We start from the raw sequence: 15,500 nt of genomic DNA, 5'->3' as shown, positions 1-15,500 counted from the left end.
ATCTCATTTTTGTGGGTAAAAAGTCTTTCTTTGAGAATTTGCGAAGCGATGAGAAGAATATCTTTAGCGCTATTTTGATCTCTCTAAAGCACTCTATAATCAACACAATACCCTTATAGTGTGGGGGAGATAACCCTTTTTGGGAATTGAGTTATTTAACCCTAAATTTTTATTAGCGTTACAATCTGAGCCATTCTTTAGCCTGTTTTTCTAGCCAGATCACATCGCCGCTCGCATGAAATTCCACTTTAGGGAATGCGTGTGCATTTTTCTTAAGGGCGTATTTTTGCTGCAAATATTCTACAATAGCATCGCCAGAATGGATGAGTAGGGGGGGCGTTGAAAGGGCAAAATGCTCCATAAAATAGCCCTCAATTTTTTGAGCGATTAAGGGAAAATGCGTGCAACCTAAAATAATCACTACAGGTAAAATCTTTAAGGGAGTGAAATAATAACGCATGCAAGTTTCTAACAATTCGCCCTCTAAAATACTTTCTTCAATCAAAGGCACAAAAAGAGAAGTGGCTAAATGCGAAACATTCAAATAGCCTTGTTGTTTCAGGGCGTTGTCATAAGCGTTAGATTGAATCGTCGCTTTTGTCCCTAGCACTAAAATAGGGGCGTTTTTATCTTTTACTTGTTGTTTGATCGCTAAAATGCTTGGCTCAATCACGCCCACAATAGGGATTTTGGAATACTTTTGCATCTCTTCTAAAGCTAGAGCGCTCGCTGTGTTGCATGCCACAATCAATAATTCAATCTTGTGCGGTTTGAAAAAATCCAAAGCCTCTAAGCCAAATTGCTTGATCGTAGTGGGGTCTTTAGTGCCATAAGGCACTCTAGCGCTATCGCCATAATAGATGATTTCATCAAATAATTGCGCTTTTAAAAGGCTTTTTAAAACGCTAAACCCTCCCACACCGCTATCAAAAACGCCTATTTTCATGACACTTTTTTAATTTAATGGGATTAATTAGGGATTTTATTTTTCATTCATTAAATTTAAAAATTCTTCATTGTCCTTAGTTTGTTGCATTTTAGAATACACAAAGCTTAAGGCTTCTATGTCATCCATTTGTTGCATCACATTCCTTAAAACCCACACTTTAGTCAAGCGGTCTTTGCCAAGCAAGATATTATCTTTTCGTGTGCCGGATTTTAAAATATCAAAGGCCGGGTAAATGCGCCTATCCGCAATATTCCTTGCTAAAACGATTTCACTATTCCCAGTGCCTTTAAATTCTTCAAAAATCACCTCATCCATTCTAGATCCCGTTTCAATCAACGCCGTAGCGATAATCGTCAAGCTCCCGCCTTCTTCAATATTCCTTGCAGCTCCAAAAAAGCGCTTGGGCCTGTGCAAGGCGTTCGCATCCACGCCCCCGCTTAAAACCTTACCGCTTGAAGGCGTTACAGCGTTATACGCTCTGGCTAAACGGGTGATAGAATCTAATAAAACCACCACATCTTTGCCCATTTCCACTCGCCTTTTAGCCCTTTCTAAGACTAATTCAGCGATCCTTATGTGATTATTGGCGGGCAAATCAAAAGTGGAGCTAAAAACTTGACCTTTAACGCTTCGTTGCATATCCGTAACCTCTTCAGGGCGCTCATCCACTAAAAGGATAATCAGCTCCACTTCAGGGTGGTTAGAAGTGATGCCTTGGGCGAGTTCTTTCATCAGCTCCGTTTTCCCAGTCCTTGGTGGCGCGACGATCAAAGCCCTTTGACCTTTCCCCACAGGGCTGAATAAATCCAGCATTCTGCCGGTAACTTTAGTGGGTTCGTATTCTAATTTGATTTGTTCATCAGGGAATAGGGGGGTTAGATTGTCAAACAAAGGGCGGTTTTTAATCTCATCTGAAGGCAAATAATTGATGGCTTCTATTTTTAAAAGGGCGTAGTATTTTTCCTGGTCTTTGGGGGATCGCACTTGACCGGTAACAATATCGCCATTCCTTAAAGCAAAACGCCTGATTTGAGAAGGGCTGACATAAGTGTCGTTATGCCCATCTGAAAAACTCCCGTCAAACCCTCTTAAAAAGCCATAGCCATCAGGCATGATTTCTAAAATCCCGGTAAAAAGAATGTATCCGCCTTGCGTAACTTGGGTTTTTAAAATTTCAAACATCAAGTCTTGTCGTTTGAATTCTTGGGGGTTTTCCACTTTGAGCTTGTTAGCGATTTCTAAAAGCTTTTCAGTAGGGTAGGTGCGTAAATCTTCAATGTGATAACCGCTCACTGGCGTGTGTGTTTTGACTTTGTGCGAACTTTTGTGCGTAGGCGCGTTTTCGTTCATTAAATTTCCTTTTAACAAAAAGAGGTTTCTAGTTTGTTGCAATTAAGATAAAAATACAAAAAGCTAAAGCATTCTTAAAAAATTAGTGTAACCAAAAGATGCTAAATAAGTGGCCCATGCCACAAGTGTTGAATTTCGTAATGCTTTGCTATGCTATCATAATTTTTTTAACAAAGTCAAATTTTATTTTAACTTTAGAGTGGTTTTAATTTATTGTTACTTATGCTATAATTTTAAGTTTAAATTTAAAAATAAAGGATACTTGATGAAAAAAGGCATTCACCCCGAATATATCCTATGCAAAGTTACTTGCGTAACTAGCGGAAAGGAAATTGAAGTTTTAAGCACCAAACCTGAAATGCGTATTGATATTTCTAGCTTTTGCCACCCTTTTTATACCGGTAGCGATAAAATCGCTGACACTGCAGGGAGAGTAGAGAAATTCAAGCAACGCTACAACTTGAAGTAACTCTTTTAAAAAGCGTGGCTTTTTGTGCTGTATTTTTTGCCCACTCCTATAGGTAATCTCGCTGACATCACGCTACGCGCCTTAGAAGTTTTAGAGCGTTGCGAGGTTTTTTTATGCGAGGATACAAGGGTGAGTAAGAGGTTGTTGCACTTGCTCGCACAAAACCCTATTATTAGCCATTCTTTCCCTAATATCGCTACTAAAAAAAGGGAGCTTATCGCATTCCATTCGCACAATGATCAGGAATTTTTAAACCAAATAGAGCCTTCTTTTTTTGACAAAGAAATCGCTGTGATGAGCGATGCGGGCATGCCTAGTTTGAGTGATCCGGGCATGAGTTTAGCCGCTTACGCTTTAAAACATAACCTCCAATACGATGTTTTGCCTGGGGCTAACGCGCTCATTACGGCGTTTTGTGCGAGCGGGTTTTTAGAAGGGCGGTTTTTTTACGCCGGCTTTTTACCCCATAAGAGCAAGGAAAGGCGTTTGAGGATCATTAAAATTTTAAACGCTTTGGCGTATTTGGAGGAAAAAACTCCGGTGGTTTTTTATGAAAGCCCGCACCGATTGTTAGAGACTTTAAGGGATTTAAACGATCTGGCTCAAGGCATGCATTTGTTTGCAGCTAAAGAGCTTACTAAACTCCACCAGCAGTATTATTTAGGAGAGGTTTCTCAAATCATGACGCAATTACAAAAGAGCAATATCCAAGGGGAGTGGGTTTTAGTGCTTTTGAATGAGAAAAAAATAGAGCCTAGCATGGGGCTATCAGCGTTATTGGAGTTGGATTTGCCTCCTAAAATCAAGGCTAAAATGGAAGCCGCTATGACACAAAAAAACGCTAAAGAGCTTTATTGCCAGCGTTTGTCAGGAGAAAAAAATCAATGCGATTAGAAAGAGGTTTAGCATGCAAGCAGTGGTTTATGGCAAGCAGGTGATTACGCGCCTTCTAAACTCCCATCATGAAAAGTTGCAAGAAATCTATCTTTCCAAAGAAATAGACAAAAAGCTTTTTTTCGCGCTCAAAAAAGCATGCCCTAATATCATCAAAGTGGATAATAAAAAAGCGCAAGGCTTGGCTAAGGGGGGGAACCATCAAGGGGTTTTAGCTAAGGTGGAACTGCCTTTAGCTACTTCTTTAAAAGAAATTAAAAAAGCTCAAAAACTTTTGGTGCTTTGTGGCATTACGGATGTGGGGAATATTGGGGGTATTTTTAGGAGCGCGTATTGCTTAGGAATGGATGGCGTTATTTTAGATTTTGCTAAAGAATTGGCTTATGAGGGGATTGTGCGATCCAGCTTGGGGCTTATGTATGATTTGCCTTTTAGCGTTATGCCTAACACGCTGGATTTAATCAATGAATTGAAAACGAGCGGGTTTTTATGTTTGGGCGCGAGCATGCAAGGCTCTAGCCAAGCAGAAAATCTGTCCTTAAAAAAATGCGCTCTTTTTTTGGGGAGCGAGCATGAGGGGTTGTCTAAAAAAATCCTTGCTAAAATGGATACTATATTGAGTGTAAAGATGCGAAGAAATTTTGATTCGCTCAATGTGAGCGTGGCAGCAGGGATCTTAATGGATAAAATCAACTAGGTGGTCAATTGAATGGAACAGAATAAAAAAAGTTTAGAAAATTTAGATCTTTCTGATGTTCAAAACATTTCTAAAGATATTTCTGGCGCGGCTTTAGAAGAATTATCGCTTAAAAATTTAGATAAAAATTTGCAAATTTTAAGAGAGATTGGAGTGGCAGAAATTTGCAAGGCGACTAAAATCGCTTCTAAAAATATCCATTCTATCTTGGAAAAACGCTATGAGTCTTTATCAAGAGTGCATGCTAGGGGCTTTATACAAATTTTAGAGCGCGAGTATAAAATTGATTTGAGTGCATGGATGAAAGAATTTGACAAAGTGTGTGTTTTTAAAGAGGGCGTGGGAGAAGAAAAAAATCAAGAAACAAGCCCTGAAGAAACAGCAAAAAAGCCCCTTAAGGTTGAATTGGATTACAGCATCAATCAGGCCAATACTTCATTATCCAAAAAATCTTCCAAATGGAAACCCTTTGTTATCGTTTTAGGGGTGGTTGTCATTATTTTAGCGGTCGTTATCATTCAAAACAGCTCTTCTTTAAAAGAAGAGAGAGAGCAAGAAAGTGCTATTAAGCCCGACACCAAAAATAGTTCTTTCAATGAAGTTAGTCCTACAGAAGAAAAAAAGTTAGAGCCAACGCCTAAATTAGAAGAAAAACACAAAGAACAAGACAAGCAAGGCAAAGAAGCGATCAAAGAAAATCCTAATACCATTTACATTATCCCTAAACGAGATATTTGGGTAGAAGTGATTGATTTAGATGAGAAAAAAAACTCTTTTCAAAAGGTTTTTAAAAAAAGTTATCCTTTAGAGGCTAAAAACCACCGCTTGTTGTTACGCTTTGGGCATGGGCATCTTATTCTTAAAAACAACCATCAAGAACAAGATTATAACGACAGCAAAACTAGGCGGTTTTTATACGAGCCAAATAAAGGCTTAACGCTCATCAATGAGGCCCAATACAAAGCGCTCCAGCAATGAACAAGCTTTTTTTAGCTTTTATTGTTGGGGGAATGCTTTTAAACGCTGATGCTTTAAACGATAAGATTGAGAATTTAATGGGGGAGCGATCCTACCACATGAACAAGCTTTTTTTAGAGCGTTTGTTTAAAAATCGTAAGGATTTCTATGTAATGGGGCGTTTGGATTCCTTGAAACTGCTCAACACTCTCAAAGAAAACGGGCTTTTGTCTTTTAATTTTGACAAGCCAAGCGTGTTAAAAATCACTTTCAAGGCTTCAAGCAATCCCCTAGCGTTTGCCAAAAGCATCAACAATTCTTTGAACATGATGGGGTATTCGTATGTTTTGCCCATTAAAATGCAAAGTTCTTCAGGCGAGAATGTTTTTTCATACGAGCTTAAAACGGAATACGTTTTAGACCCTAACATTTTGATAGAGACGATGAAAAGGCATGGTTTTGATTTTATAGACATTAGACGGGTGTCTTTAAAAGAGTGGGAATACGACTTTGCCTTACAAAAGATCAAGCTCCCTAACGCGAGAGCCTTAGTTTTAAGTAGCGATCCTGTGGAGTTTAAGGAAGCGAGCGGAAAATACTGGCTGAGCGTGAATCAAAACGCGTATTTAAAAATAAGCTCTAATAACCCTTTGTGGCAACCCAAAATTATTTTTTATGATGAAAACTTAAAGATCATTCAAATCATTGCTAAAGAAAACAAACAACAAGAAATCGCTCTTAATTTGCTCAATGGCGTGCGTTTTATCCATATCACTGACGCGAAAAACCCTATCATTTTAAAAAATGGGATCAGCGTGGTTTTTGATGCGATGCCTTAAGTAGGGGCAACCCTTATTTAATTGATTGGAATATAAGAAAATACGCTTTCAGACTTAAAAAAAGAGCCTTAATAATAGCGATCCACCCAATATTTACCAAAAAAAATCTTTTGTATCACACAGCCCACCAATAGCCCAGCTCCCGCTTCTATAAAAAGGACAGCCCACCAATTAATAAAACCAAACCATACAAAAAACAAATGCACTGGTAAAGCACCAAGCAATAGTGAAACGCCGCTCACAATAGAAATTCCAAAGCGGGTTTTAAGGATTTTACTTTTTTTGCCAAACGCCATGTCTGCTACAAATTCCCCACTAAAAGAAATCAAAAACCACCCAATCAAATGTTCAGGCATCAATAACCAAGCAACTGCGCTACTTCTATTAACCGCTGTAATGATAAAAAGTGAGAAAAAATACACGCTTGAAGATGCAAAATGCCTGCCCCTATCCCTTAAAGACCAATTCCTAGAAAAGCGGCTTTTGATTTTTTCATATATAACCATAGGATTTCTTTCTTTTTTAAAATACCATTAGACCTAACTTCTGTATTGTAAAATAAGAATTTCATTCAATACGCTGATCATGATGATTGTCTTTTTATATTCAAACAAAAGGATAGAGATAGCAGATTGGTAACACAATGATGTTTTTTATATTATTTTAAAAACTATGTAAAATACCCGCTTTTTTCTAAAATGATAGCAAGTCGTGGAAAATTTGGCTTTGTTTTTATTGAGCGTTGGTTATAAAAAAATATTGCATTTTTTAAGATTGGATAGTAGAGAGTTTGATTTTATTCAAGCGGTATTTTTAAAGCGGTCTTTAGGGGGATTTTAGTTGGGGAATTATTTCAAAACACCCCTTATTTCTTTAAGAAAATGGGTTTAAAATAAAGTTTAAAAACACAATTTTAAAAGCTAAAGAACCAGTTATCAAGTTTTCATTAAGGTAAAGTTTTTTATAGATCTAATTCATGCTCTCTACAAACGAACCAAGCGACATTAATTTTTGGTAGCGGTTGTCAAGGAAATGAGGGTCTTGTTGGATAGTCCTTAGAGCGTCTAAAAAATACTCTTTGATCGTGTTGGCGGCTGAAAATTTGTCTCTATGAGCCCCTTTGCTAGGCTCTAAGATAATATCATCAATAAGCCCCGCCTCCTTTAAGTCTCTGGGCGTGATTTTCATCGCTTTAATAGCCACTTCAGTTTTGCTAGGGTCATCCCAAAGAATCGCCGCGCAACCTTCTGGGGATATAACGCTAAAAATGGAATATTCCATCATAGCCAATTTGTCAGCCACTGCAATTGCTAGCGCGCCACCACTACCCCCTTCACCGATAATTACAGAAATAGTAGGGACTTTTAAGGAAGCGAACTCTTGGAGATTTTTAGCGATCGCTTCACTCTGGCCTCTTTCCTCTGCACCAATCCCCGGATACGCCCCGGCTGTATCCACAAGCATTAAAATAGGCAAATTAAATTTTTCAGCAAACTTCGCCATTTTCAAAGCTTTACGATAGCCACAAGGGTTAGGCATGCCGAAATTTCTTAAGAGCTTGTTTTTAGTCCCTCTGCCTTTCTCTTCTCCGATCACCACAACCGGGACATTATCAATTTTCCCTATAAAGCACACGATCGCTTTATCATCGTTATAATGCCTATCGCCAAAGACTTCATATTTATCTTTTAAGATGAGATCAATGTAATCCATAGCGTAGGGTCTGTCAGGGTGTCTTGCTAATTGGAGTTTTTGAAAGTCTGTGAGATTGGAATAAATGGTTTTAACTTCTTTATCCAATCTTTTTTCTAAGATTTCTTTAGCGTCCTCATCGCCTCTAATAAGGGCTAGTTCAATTTCATTTTGAATCTCTTTAATATGATTTTCAAAATCTAAATAGATCGCCATTCACAAAATCCTAAATTAAAACTAGGCTTTTTTGAAAATCACAACACCATTAGTGCCACCAAAACCAAATGAGTTACTCATCACCGCATTCACTTGCTTTTCTCTGGCCACATTAGGGATATAATCCAAATCGCATTCTGGGTCAGGCGTTTCTTGATTAATGGTAGGAGGTAAGATCCCTTGATTCATAGCCATGATAGAAATAACGGCTTCTAACGCGCCCGCAGCGCCCAAGCAATGCCCAATCTGCCCTTTAGTGGAGCTAACGGGAGGGACTTTTTCTTTAGAGCCAAACACATTTTTTAACGCAATGCTTTCATACCAATCGTTATAATGCGTGCTAGTCCCATGGGCGTTCACATAGCCTACTTCCACTTTCGCCATTTCTAAAGCCATTTTCATGGCTCTAAAAGCTCCTTCACCCTCAGGGGCTGGGGCTGTGATGTGGTTAGCATCGCCGCTCTCGCCATACCCGGCAAATTCTGCATAAATTTTTGCTCCTCTTTTTTTCGCGCTCTCGTATTCTTCAAGCACCAAAGCCCCAGCGCCTTCGCCCATTACAAAGCCATTGCGATCCTTATCAAAAGGTCTTGAAGCTTTTTTGGGATCATCGTTCCTTGTAGAAAGGGCTTTAATGCTCGCAAACCCTCCAATCCCTACAGGACAAATGGTGGATTCCGCTCCCACGACTAGCATTTTATCAGCCCCACCAAGTAAAATGGTTTTAACCGCTTCAATAATGGCATGAGTGCCTGCTGCACAAGCCGTTACGCTAGAGAGATTAGGCCCTTTAATGCCAAACTCAATGGAAGTGAAACCACCAATCATGTTCACTAACGCAGAAGTGATAAAAAAGGGATTGACTTTTCTAGGGCCTTTTTCAAAACAAAAAATGGAATTCGCTTCAATATTGCCTAACCCGCCAATCCCAGAGCCAGAGCTTACGCCCATGCGATTTGCCAATTCTTCGGGGCATCTATTGTGAGCGTCTAAAATCCCACTATCTTTCATCGCCTCTCTTGTGGCTTTCAAGGCTAATTGAATGAAACGACCCGCCTTTTTAACATCTTTGGGATTCATCACCTCTGTAGGGTCAAAGCCAGTGATTTCTCCAGCAATACGCACAGGAAACGCACTCGCATCAAAACTTTCTATGTTTTTGATACCGCATTCCCCTTTAGCGATCGCTAAAAAAGAATCTTCTTTATTTAAACCTAGCGAATTGATCATTCCCATTCCAGTTACTACAATCCGACGCACCAATAGCTCCTCATCTCAAAACTTTCATTCAATAAAACTAGATTTTAGCTAAAGCTAAATTTTTGACTAAAACCTGGAGACAAACGCTCCAAGTTAAAAAGATTAAGCTAGTTTATTATTCTCAATATACTTCACCACATCGCCCACATTGACGATTTTTTCCGCTTGCTCATCAGGAATCTCAATGCCAAACTTTTCTTCTAACGCCATGATTAATTCCACGACATCTAAAGAGTCTGCACCCAAATCCTTCACAAATTCCGCCTCTGGCGTAACTTGCGCCGCATCCACATTCAACTGCTCAGCAATAACTGCCTGAATATCTTCAAATAAAGCCATAATTAAAACTCCCTTGTTTTGTAAAAATTAAATCAACCATTCATTGGAGCGTTTATTTTTGCTCCAAAACATCTAAAATCCTATACAACAAATAAATTACAATGAGAAACAATATTAAGTAAATAATCCCCATTTGATAATAACCTCTTTGTTTTAGAATAACCTCATAATGTTAGCATGATTTTTGCTACTTACAAACTTTTATCGCTAAAAGAATCCTTTGTTTAGGACTACATATAAAGCCCGCCATTGACTTTGAGAGTCTCCCCAGTGATGTAACTAGAGTGATCGCTCAAAAGAAACGCTACCGCTTCTGCCACTTCCTTAGCAGACCCTAGCCTGTTTAAAGGAATGTTTTTAACATAATCCGCTTTGAGTTCGTCTTTCAAATTAGCGTTCATGTCGGTTTCTATAAAGCCTGGCGTTACAGAGTTGAAACGAATATTCCTTAAAGCTCCCTCATAAGCAAAGGACTTGCTCATCGCAATCATTCCCCCCTTACTTGCTGAGTAGTTTGTCTGCCCCATATTGCCTCTTTCACCAATGATAGAAGCGACATTGACCACGCTCCCAAAACGACTCTTACTCATCACCTTTAAAGCTTCTCTGCAACCTATAAAAGCTGAAGTGAGGTTATTGTCTATAACATGGTGAAAATCTTCTGTCTTCATTTTGATCGCTAATTTATCGCGCACCACACCAGCGTTATTCACCAAATAAGACAAACCCCCATCGCTTTGGACAATGGTTTGTATCGCTTCAACAAAATCGCTTTCAGAAGTCGCATCAAATTTAATGACAGCCGCTTTATAGCCTTTTTCTTCAAGCTCATTTTTTAAAGCATCAGCCACTTCAGCATTACTGCGGTAATTGATCCAAACTTTCAGCCCCATAGAAGTGAGAGTTTTGGCGATTTCGGCCCCAATGCCTTTAGAAGCCCCGGTAATAAGAACATTTTTCCCTGTGAATTGCATTATCCAATAATCCTTAATTTTAAATTTTTCTCAAAGCTTATTATAGTCTTGATTCATAACGCCTTAACATATAAAGACGCTTTAAGACTTTCTTTTTAGCACTGATTTTTTGTTTTTTGCGTTTTTCAGTTTTAGACTCAAAGAATCTCCTTGCACGGCATTCTGTTACCACCAAATTGCGATCGGTTTGCTTTTTGAATCTCCTATAAGCTTCATCAAACGCATCGCCTTCTCTAACCTTAATCCCTGGCATACTGCTATCACCTCTTTTCCATAGCTTAAAATCATTGCTTAACAATGGCTACAAACGAAATAATATTATATAAGACAGATTAACCGATTGTCAAGAATTTTTATTTTTTTCTGGCAATTTTATTGATAAGGTTATAAGGATCAAAAGCGACCGTCATATACACTTGGTAAGATTCTGACCAAGGCAAGCTCCTATCAAAGCCCCCACGCATCGCATTAAGCACGAAGTTGATGCGGACCGATGCGAAGTCGTTTTTCCAGTTGTAATAAAAATCAAAACGATTATACATGTTGGCTTGAAAGAATGGCACGCCACGATAAATAGGCGTGGGGCAATAAGAAGGCGTGCAATACATTTCAACATACTGGTATTGGTTATAAAAAGGCATCTCTGGGGTCTTGGCGAAGAAAAATAAATTGTGTATTCCAAAGCCTTTGTATTGGATCTCCACATCAAATTGCCCGCCCACGCTGTTCATAAAAGGCACATTTTTGTGGATTTGCCTTAATCGGCTTGATTCAGAAACCATGCCAAAACTGGCGTTGAGCTTTTCCATAAAGGGAGCGATGTCTAAAAGGCTTGTCCCTATGTAAGCGTTAAAGTAGAGGCGATCCATAAGATAAATATTATTATTTTCAATCGCTTTTTTTTCATTAAACTGCATGCCATCAGCCCCATTTAAAAGGTATTTGTCTTCGTTATGGAACAAGACAAAATACCCTCCAATACCCAATAAATCCTTAAAGAAATTATAAGCGACAGAGCCGTTCATTTGAAACCTATCCATCGCATTCCCATAAGGGTTTCTCCCAAACTTACAAGTGTTGTAACAATTGCCTCCAAACCAATCTAACATGAATTCCGCATGCCCATAATAGGGTTTTGAAGGCGAATAATGGTTTTGAAACTGCAATAAAAACCCTCTAGCGTTGGGATCTATAAACCAATAATAAGGGGCAAAAATATTCAAACCATACCTCCCTAAGAGGTTTTTTCTAGGAAAGATGCCGCCATAAAAAGTAAAACGCTTCCCTCTAGCCTTATAATACATAGTAGGCCCCCAACGATAGGGAAAATTAGTGCTGTAATTATGGAAGTTTTGAAAGAAATACGCCCCCACAGTCAAGCTTTGCTCCACACCTCTTGTATAAAATTGGATCCCAAAATTTGGAGTCAAACGGGTTTTAAGATTGGTATTAGTATTGACCCAATAAGGCGTTGAGCCTTCATGGTCCATGATGAACATATTGAAACCCAGATTGTATTTAAAAATATTCCAATCAAAAGCGTAAGAATTAACCGCTAACAAACAGACTAAAAAAGGATGTTTTAAAAAGGTGTTTATTGCCACTTGTTACCCCTATGTCATCATTATTTTTGATAAAAAAGCTTATCTTGTAACCAATGGGTATTCTAGCACATCTAAAAATATTTTTCTTTAGGTTTAATATTAAAATAGCGCTTATTTCATGTTAGAATAGCCGTTATGATGTTACAACATACTAACTAAAAAAGGAAATTTTAATGGAATTAGGAAATAAAAATATAAAACCCGGTCGCAAGCGTGTCGCTGTAGATGAGCTGAAACGCAATTTTTCAGTTACTTTTTATCTCTCTAAAGACGAGCATGATGTTTTAAGACGATTAGCTGATGAAGAAGTAGAAAGCGTCAATTCCTTTGTCAAACGCCACATTTTAAAAACAATCATTTACAAAAAAGGCGCTAACCAAGATCTTTCTATTAATGATTCTTCTAGTAGGCTTTAAGCCTACTTTAAGGTATTCGCTCTTTAAGAGCAACACCCGCTAGAGCATTTAGTTTTAATCCCAACCGATGAGCGATCCATCAAGCAAAACCCTTTCCCTTCTAAATAGCGTTTCGCATCAAACCCGGCCACAAACAAACCTCCAGCAAACAACGCCAAGTCTTTAACCACTAGCCTTCCAGCCCCAGAAAGCCATGGGAAATGCTGATTGACAAACACTTCTGGCGTTGTGAATAAAAAAGATAGGGTAGTGATCGTCATTCCAGCGACAAGCAAGCCCCCAACTACACCCATTAAAGGCATCCAAAGCCCTAAAAGCACCAAAATACCTAGGATCATAATCGTGATCCCTAAAGCTTCAGCCACTAAATAAGTGCGGTTTTCTTTATGCCATTCTTTGTTTTCAATGATTTTAGGGTCATCTTGCATTTCTTCTTGCATGGATTGGGATTCAGACATTTTGTGTTGTTTGTATGCGGGCTTTTCAAATTTATACATGAAAGAAAAGAAAGGGGAATTAGCCACAAAAGGAGCGATCCCTTCGGCTTCATACGGCACAAACTTAAGCCCTCCAATCCAAATAAAAATGATGAAAATAGCTATATGCATCAAATAGCCGCCTAAATTTTGAAGTTTTGTAATCACTTCAAGCAATGATTTTAACGCTTGCATGGTTTTATTCCTTTAGGATATTTTTTATATTGCTAAAAACAACTCGCAAATGATAGCGCATTATGTTTAATTACGACAAAATCATTACCATTACAAGAAATAACGATCAAAAACACCCATTTTCAAAAACACTGCCCAAAACGCTCATGCCAATATAACGCACCGCACCCTTATAAAAAATCCCATCATTTTTTAAAGAAAGCTCTAAAGATTCGTTGCTTTTAGGGATGAGAGTGGCTTTTTTAGGCGTGTTATAAAAAATGCACGCGGCGATAAAAACCGCCGCCATGCCTGTCCCGCAAGCTAGCGTGAAATCTTCAACCCCTCTTTCATAAGTTTGTAAAAAAATCGTCTCTTCATTTTCTATAAAAGCGATGTTAATATTAGCGTTAAACTCATGCCTTAAAGCCCTTAATTCCAGCGTGTTAAGGGAATTTAACCACTCTTTATTTTTCACAAATCCCACTAAATGCGGCACTCCTGTATCTATGAGATAGAACATAGGGATATTTTCTAAAACGCTGTCGTTGGAAAAAAATTTTTTGCATCTTAAAGCGGGTATGGTGTCTAGGATTTGATAATTACCGAGATTGCTCTCTATGATATTGGGTTCTTCTATGCGAATAGAAATCTCTCTTTTCCCGGCTAAAAAAACATGCTCTTTAGGGGCTATAGCATGTTGGTAGGCAAATAACCCCACGCAACGGCTCGCATTCCCGCACATGCCAGCTTTAGATCCGTCTGAATTGTAAAAATCCCATTCGTAGTCATAATCTTTACTCGGTAAGACGACTACAAGCCCATCAGCCCCAAAACCCTCATGCCTATGGCACACCTGCTTGGCTAAATTGGAAAAATCTTTTTTTTTGAAACTTTGCGTGATTAAAAAATCATTCCCACTCCCTGAATATTTGTAAAACACCATTAATGCAAGCCTTTTTGATTTTAATTATAAGTTAAAAGAGGTTTTTTATCCTTAAAAGAGCGTTTTTTAGCTAACATTTGATAATTTTTGGTTCAGTTTAATGGGGATAATTTCATGAAAGCTCAGTATTTTTTTTGGATTCTTTTTTTGATTGGTTTTTATTGGATGATCTATCTGTATCAAGATTTTTTAATGGATGCGCTGATCGCTGGGCTTTTGTGCGTGGGGTTTTTTCAAGTGAAAGTTTTTTTAGATAAGCGTTTTTTCAATGTTGTCAGTTCGTTTTTATGCGTTTTAATTTTAGCGAGCGTTTTGATCGTGCCGTTGTATTTTATTGTTTATAAAAGTTCTAATATCATTTTTGAAATCAATTTTGAAAAATTTTCAGCCCTAATCAAATGGCTTAAGGGGACAATCACCGAAAATTTGTCGCATTTTCCTGCCATTCATGATGGGGTGAGCAAGTTTTTAGAAAATTTTAGCGCCGCTTCCATCACGGGCTATTTGTTGAAAATAAGCAGTTATGTGGGAAGATACAGCTTGAAACTCATTACAGACGCTTTGTTTATCTTGGGGCTGTTGTTTTTCTTTTTTTATTATGGGGAGAGATTTTATCGTTATTTTTTAGGGGTCTTGCCTCTTGGAATGAATCAAAGCAAAAAGATTTTTGAAGAAGTGGCTGGGATTTTACGAATCGTGCTTTTAACTTCTCTCATCACGGTTATTTTAGAGGGTGTGGCGTTTGGGGTGATGATCGTATGGTTTGGGCATGACGGCTGGTCTTTGGGGATTTTATATGGCCTAGCATCTTTGGTGCCGGCTGTTGGGGGGGCTTTGATTTGGATCCCTATAGCGATTTATGAGCTTTATCATGGGAATGTGAATGAGGCTATTTTTATCGCTTTGTATTCCATTTTATTGATTAGCGTGTTGATTGATAGCGTGATCAAGCCAATTTTAATCGTCTTTATTAAAAAAAGAATCTTTAAAACCACCCTTAAAATCAATGAAATGTTGATTTTCTTTTCTATGATTGCTGGGATTTCACAATTTGGTTTTTGGGGGATCATTGTAGGGCCTACTATCACGGCGTTTTTTATTGCGTTATTGCGATTGTATGAAAATTACTTTATCCAAAACGATCAAAAAGCATGCGAATGTTGAATGAAATAACACAAAACAACTAAAAAGCGTAGAAATCAAAGAGTGGGGTCAATTAGTGTTTTTGAATGGCATCAAGAGAAGCCC

The 15,500-nt window shown here is 38.3% G+C and carries 18 protein-coding genes and 1 pseudogene; 8 read left to right on the top strand and 11 right to left on the bottom strand.

Annotation, left to right across the window (positions count from 1 at the left end):
• Positions 1 to 119, top strand: a pseudogene (locus I6852_RS08195) (helicase); the annotation flags it as partial.
• A 59-nt stretch (positions 120 to 178) separates the two neighbouring features.
• Here the strand turns inward: I6852_RS08195 and murI are convergent.
• Together murI and rho are read right to left on the bottom strand one after the other, a co-directional pair.
• A complete protein-coding gene (gene murI / locus I6852_RS05130; RefSeq protein ID WP_197291741.1) occupies positions 179 to 946 on the bottom strand; it encodes a glutamate racemase in 768 nt (255 codons plus the stop codon).
• Positions 947 to 982: 36 nt separating this feature from the next.
• Positions 983 to 2,299 carry a transcription termination factor Rho gene (rho, locus tag I6852_RS05125; protein ID WP_001004709.1) on the bottom strand — a complete coding sequence of 439 codons (1,317 nt, stop codon included), beginning with the start codon at positions 2,297 to 2,299 and terminating at the stop codon, positions 983 to 985.
• 265 nt (positions 2,300 to 2,564) lie between these two features.
• On the opposite strand from rho, the gene rpmE reads away from it, so the two are divergent.
• Genes rpmE through I6852_RS05100 form a run of 5 tightly spaced genes read left to right on the top strand, consistent with a single transcriptional unit; the run spans position 2,565 to position 6,155 of the window.
• Positions 2,565 to 2,768, top strand: coding sequence for a 50S ribosomal protein L31 (rpmE, locus tag I6852_RS05120; RefSeq protein WP_079299169.1), 204 nt, complete (start codon positions 2,565 to 2,567; stop codon positions 2,766 to 2,768).
• Between the two features lie 24 nt (positions 2,769 to 2,792).
• On the top strand, positions 2,793 to 3,662 hold the full coding sequence (gene rsmI / locus I6852_RS05115; RefSeq protein ID WP_197291740.1) for a 16S rRNA (cytidine(1402)-2'-O)-methyltransferase: 870 nt from the start codon (positions 2,793 to 2,795) through the stop codon (positions 3,660 to 3,662).
• 13 nt (positions 3,663 to 3,675) lie between these two features.
• Positions 3,676 to 4,359 (top strand): 23S rRNA (guanosine(2251)-2'-O)-methyltransferase RlmB, encoded by a 684-nt coding sequence (gene rlmB, locus I6852_RS05110; protein ID WP_197291739.1) that lies wholly within the window; start codon positions 3,676 to 3,678, stop codon positions 4,357 to 4,359.
• A 12-nt stretch (positions 4,360 to 4,371) separates the two neighbouring features.
• Positions 4,372 to 5,337, top strand: coding sequence for a sialidase (locus I6852_RS05105; RefSeq protein ID WP_197291738.1), 966 nt, complete (start codon positions 4,372 to 4,374; stop codon positions 5,335 to 5,337).
• The gene (locus tag I6852_RS05100) at positions 5,334 to 6,155 is read left to right on the top strand and encodes a hypothetical protein (RefSeq protein WP_079340124.1); all 822 of its coding nucleotides are present in this window, start codon (positions 5,334 to 5,336) and stop codon (positions 6,153 to 6,155) included. Before I6852_RS05105 ends, I6852_RS05100 begins: the two co-directional genes overlap by 4 nt.
• Positions 6,156 to 6,223: 68 nt before the next feature.
• On the opposite strand, the gene I6852_RS05095 is transcribed toward I6852_RS05100, so the two are convergent.
• The 7 genes from I6852_RS05095 to I6852_RS05065 all read right to left on the bottom strand — a co-directional run bounded on the left by I6852_RS05095 (position 6,224) and on the right by I6852_RS05065 (position 12,240).
• Positions 6,224 to 6,661 carry a hypothetical protein gene (locus I6852_RS05095; RefSeq protein ID WP_197291737.1) on the bottom strand — a complete coding sequence of 146 codons (438 nt, stop codon included), beginning with the start codon at positions 6,659 to 6,661 and terminating at the stop codon, positions 6,224 to 6,226.
• Between the two features lie 463 nt (positions 6,662 to 7,124).
• Positions 7,125 to 8,063 carry an acetyl-CoA carboxylase carboxyl transferase subunit alpha gene (accA, locus tag I6852_RS05090; RefSeq protein WP_001029405.1) on the bottom strand — a complete coding sequence of 313 codons (939 nt, stop codon included), beginning with the start codon at positions 8,061 to 8,063 and terminating at the stop codon, positions 7,125 to 7,127.
• 21 nt (positions 8,064 to 8,084) lie between these two features.
• Entirely contained in the window at positions 8,085 to 9,323 is a 1,239-nt protein-coding gene (locus I6852_RS05085) for a beta-ketoacyl-ACP synthase II (protein WP_197291736.1), read from the bottom strand.
• A gap of 102 nt (positions 9,324 to 9,425) precedes the next feature.
• Positions 9,426 to 9,662 (bottom strand): acyl carrier protein, encoded by a 237-nt coding sequence (acpP, locus tag I6852_RS05080; RefSeq protein ID WP_001163092.1) that lies wholly within the window; start codon positions 9,660 to 9,662, stop codon positions 9,426 to 9,428.
• Positions 9,663 to 9,892: 230 nt separating this feature from the next.
• Positions 9,893 to 10,636 (bottom strand): 3-oxoacyl-ACP reductase FabG, encoded by a 744-nt coding sequence (fabG, locus tag I6852_RS05075; protein WP_197291735.1) that lies wholly within the window; start codon positions 10,634 to 10,636, stop codon positions 9,893 to 9,895.
• 40 nt (positions 10,637 to 10,676) lie between these two features.
• Positions 10,677 to 10,889, bottom strand: coding sequence for a 30S ribosomal protein S21 (gene rpsU, locus I6852_RS05070; protein WP_001117778.1), 213 nt, complete (start codon positions 10,887 to 10,889; stop codon positions 10,677 to 10,679).
• A 100-nt stretch (positions 10,890 to 10,989) separates the two neighbouring features.
• The gene (locus I6852_RS05065) at positions 10,990 to 12,240 is read right to left on the bottom strand and encodes a hypothetical protein (RefSeq protein WP_197291734.1); all 1,251 of its coding nucleotides are present in this window, start codon (positions 12,238 to 12,240) and stop codon (positions 10,990 to 10,992) included.
• 173 nt (positions 12,241 to 12,413) lie between these two features.
• Between I6852_RS05065 and I6852_RS05060 the strand changes: the two genes are divergently transcribed.
• Complete coding sequence (locus I6852_RS05060) at positions 12,414 to 12,656, top strand: ribbon-helix-helix domain-containing protein (RefSeq protein ID WP_000418857.1); 243 nt, start codon at positions 12,414 to 12,416, stop codon at positions 12,654 to 12,656.
• 23 nt (positions 12,657 to 12,679) lie between these two features.
• Here the strand turns inward: I6852_RS05060 and I6852_RS05055 are convergent, their stop codons facing one another.
• Together I6852_RS05055 and dapF are read right to left on the bottom strand one after the other, a co-directional pair.
• Positions 12,680 to 13,327: a YkgB family protein gene (locus tag I6852_RS05055; protein WP_021174062.1), complete on the bottom strand. Its 648-nt coding sequence runs from the start codon at positions 13,325 to 13,327 to the stop codon at positions 12,680 to 12,682.
• A 106-nt stretch (positions 13,328 to 13,433) separates the two neighbouring features.
• Positions 13,434 to 14,252: a diaminopimelate epimerase gene (dapF, locus tag I6852_RS05050; protein WP_079360508.1), complete on the bottom strand. Its 819-nt coding sequence runs from the start codon at positions 14,250 to 14,252 to the stop codon at positions 13,434 to 13,436.
• A 114-nt stretch (positions 14,253 to 14,366) separates the two neighbouring features.
• On the opposite strand from dapF, the gene I6852_RS05045 reads away from it, so the two are divergent.
• Positions 14,367 to 15,416, top strand: coding sequence for an AI-2E family transporter (locus tag I6852_RS05045; protein ID WP_000647343.1), 1,050 nt, complete (start codon positions 14,367 to 14,369; stop codon positions 15,414 to 15,416).
• Positions 15,417 to 15,500: the final 84 nt, after the last annotated feature.

The sequence above is a fragment of the Helicobacter pylori genome (genome assembly GCF_015904775.1).
Classification (GTDB): domain Bacteria; phylum Campylobacterota; class Campylobacteria; order Campylobacterales; family Helicobacteraceae; genus Helicobacter; species Helicobacter pylori_DM.
Note: the sequence above shows the minus strand (reverse complement) of the source record. Positions and strands in the feature narration are given on the sequence as shown.

What these genes read in the sequence shown, in the direction of transcription:
- murI (WP_197291741.1), bottom strand. Translation starts at nt 946, where the DNA reads ATGAAAATAGGCGTTTTTGATAGCGGTGTGGGAGGGTTTAGCGTTTTA.
- rho (WP_001004709.1), bottom strand. Translation starts at nt 2,299, where the DNA reads ATGAACGAAAACGCGCCTACGCACAAAAGTTCGCACAAAGTCAAAACA.
- rpmE (WP_079299169.1), top strand. Translation starts at nt 2,565, where the DNA reads ATGAAAAAAGGCATTCACCCCGAATATATCCTATGCAAAGTTACTTGC.
- rlmB (WP_197291739.1), top strand. Translation starts at nt 3,676, where the DNA reads ATGCAAGCAGTGGTTTATGGCAAGCAGGTGATTACGCGCCTTCTAAAC.
- I6852_RS05105 (WP_197291738.1), top strand. Translation starts at nt 4,372, where the DNA reads ATGGAACAGAATAAAAAAAGTTTAGAAAATTTAGATCTTTCTGATGTT.
- I6852_RS05100 (WP_079340124.1), top strand. Translation starts at nt 5,334, where the DNA reads ATGAACAAGCTTTTTTTAGCTTTTATTGTTGGGGGAATGCTTTTAAAC.
- I6852_RS05095 (WP_197291737.1), bottom strand. Translation starts at nt 6,661, where the DNA reads ATGGTTATATATGAAAAAATCAAAAGCCGCTTTTCTAGGAATTGGTCT.
- accA (WP_001029405.1), bottom strand. Translation starts at nt 8,063, where the DNA reads ATGGCGATCTATTTAGATTTTGAAAATCATATTAAAGAGATTCAAAAT.
- acpP (WP_001163092.1), bottom strand. Translation starts at nt 9,662, where the DNA reads ATGGCTTTATTTGAAGATATTCAGGCAGTTATTGCTGAGCAGTTGAAT.
- fabG (WP_197291735.1), bottom strand. Translation starts at nt 10,636, where the DNA reads ATGCAATTCACAGGGAAAAATGTTCTTATTACCGGGGCTTCTAAAGGC.
- rpsU (WP_001117778.1), bottom strand. Translation starts at nt 10,889, where the DNA reads ATGCCAGGGATTAAGGTTAGAGAAGGCGATGCGTTTGATGAAGCTTAT.
- I6852_RS05060 (WP_000418857.1), top strand. Translation starts at nt 12,414, where the DNA reads ATGGAATTAGGAAATAAAAATATAAAACCCGGTCGCAAGCGTGTCGCT.
- I6852_RS05055 (WP_021174062.1), bottom strand. Translation starts at nt 13,327, where the DNA reads ATGCAAGCGTTAAAATCATTGCTTGAAGTGATTACAAAACTTCAAAAT.
- dapF (WP_079360508.1), bottom strand. Translation starts at nt 14,252, where the DNA reads ATGGTGTTTTACAAATATTCAGGGAGTGGGAATGATTTTTTAATCACG.
- I6852_RS05045 (WP_000647343.1), top strand. Translation starts at nt 14,367, where the DNA reads ATGAAAGCTCAGTATTTTTTTTGGATTCTTTTTTTGATTGGTTTTTAT.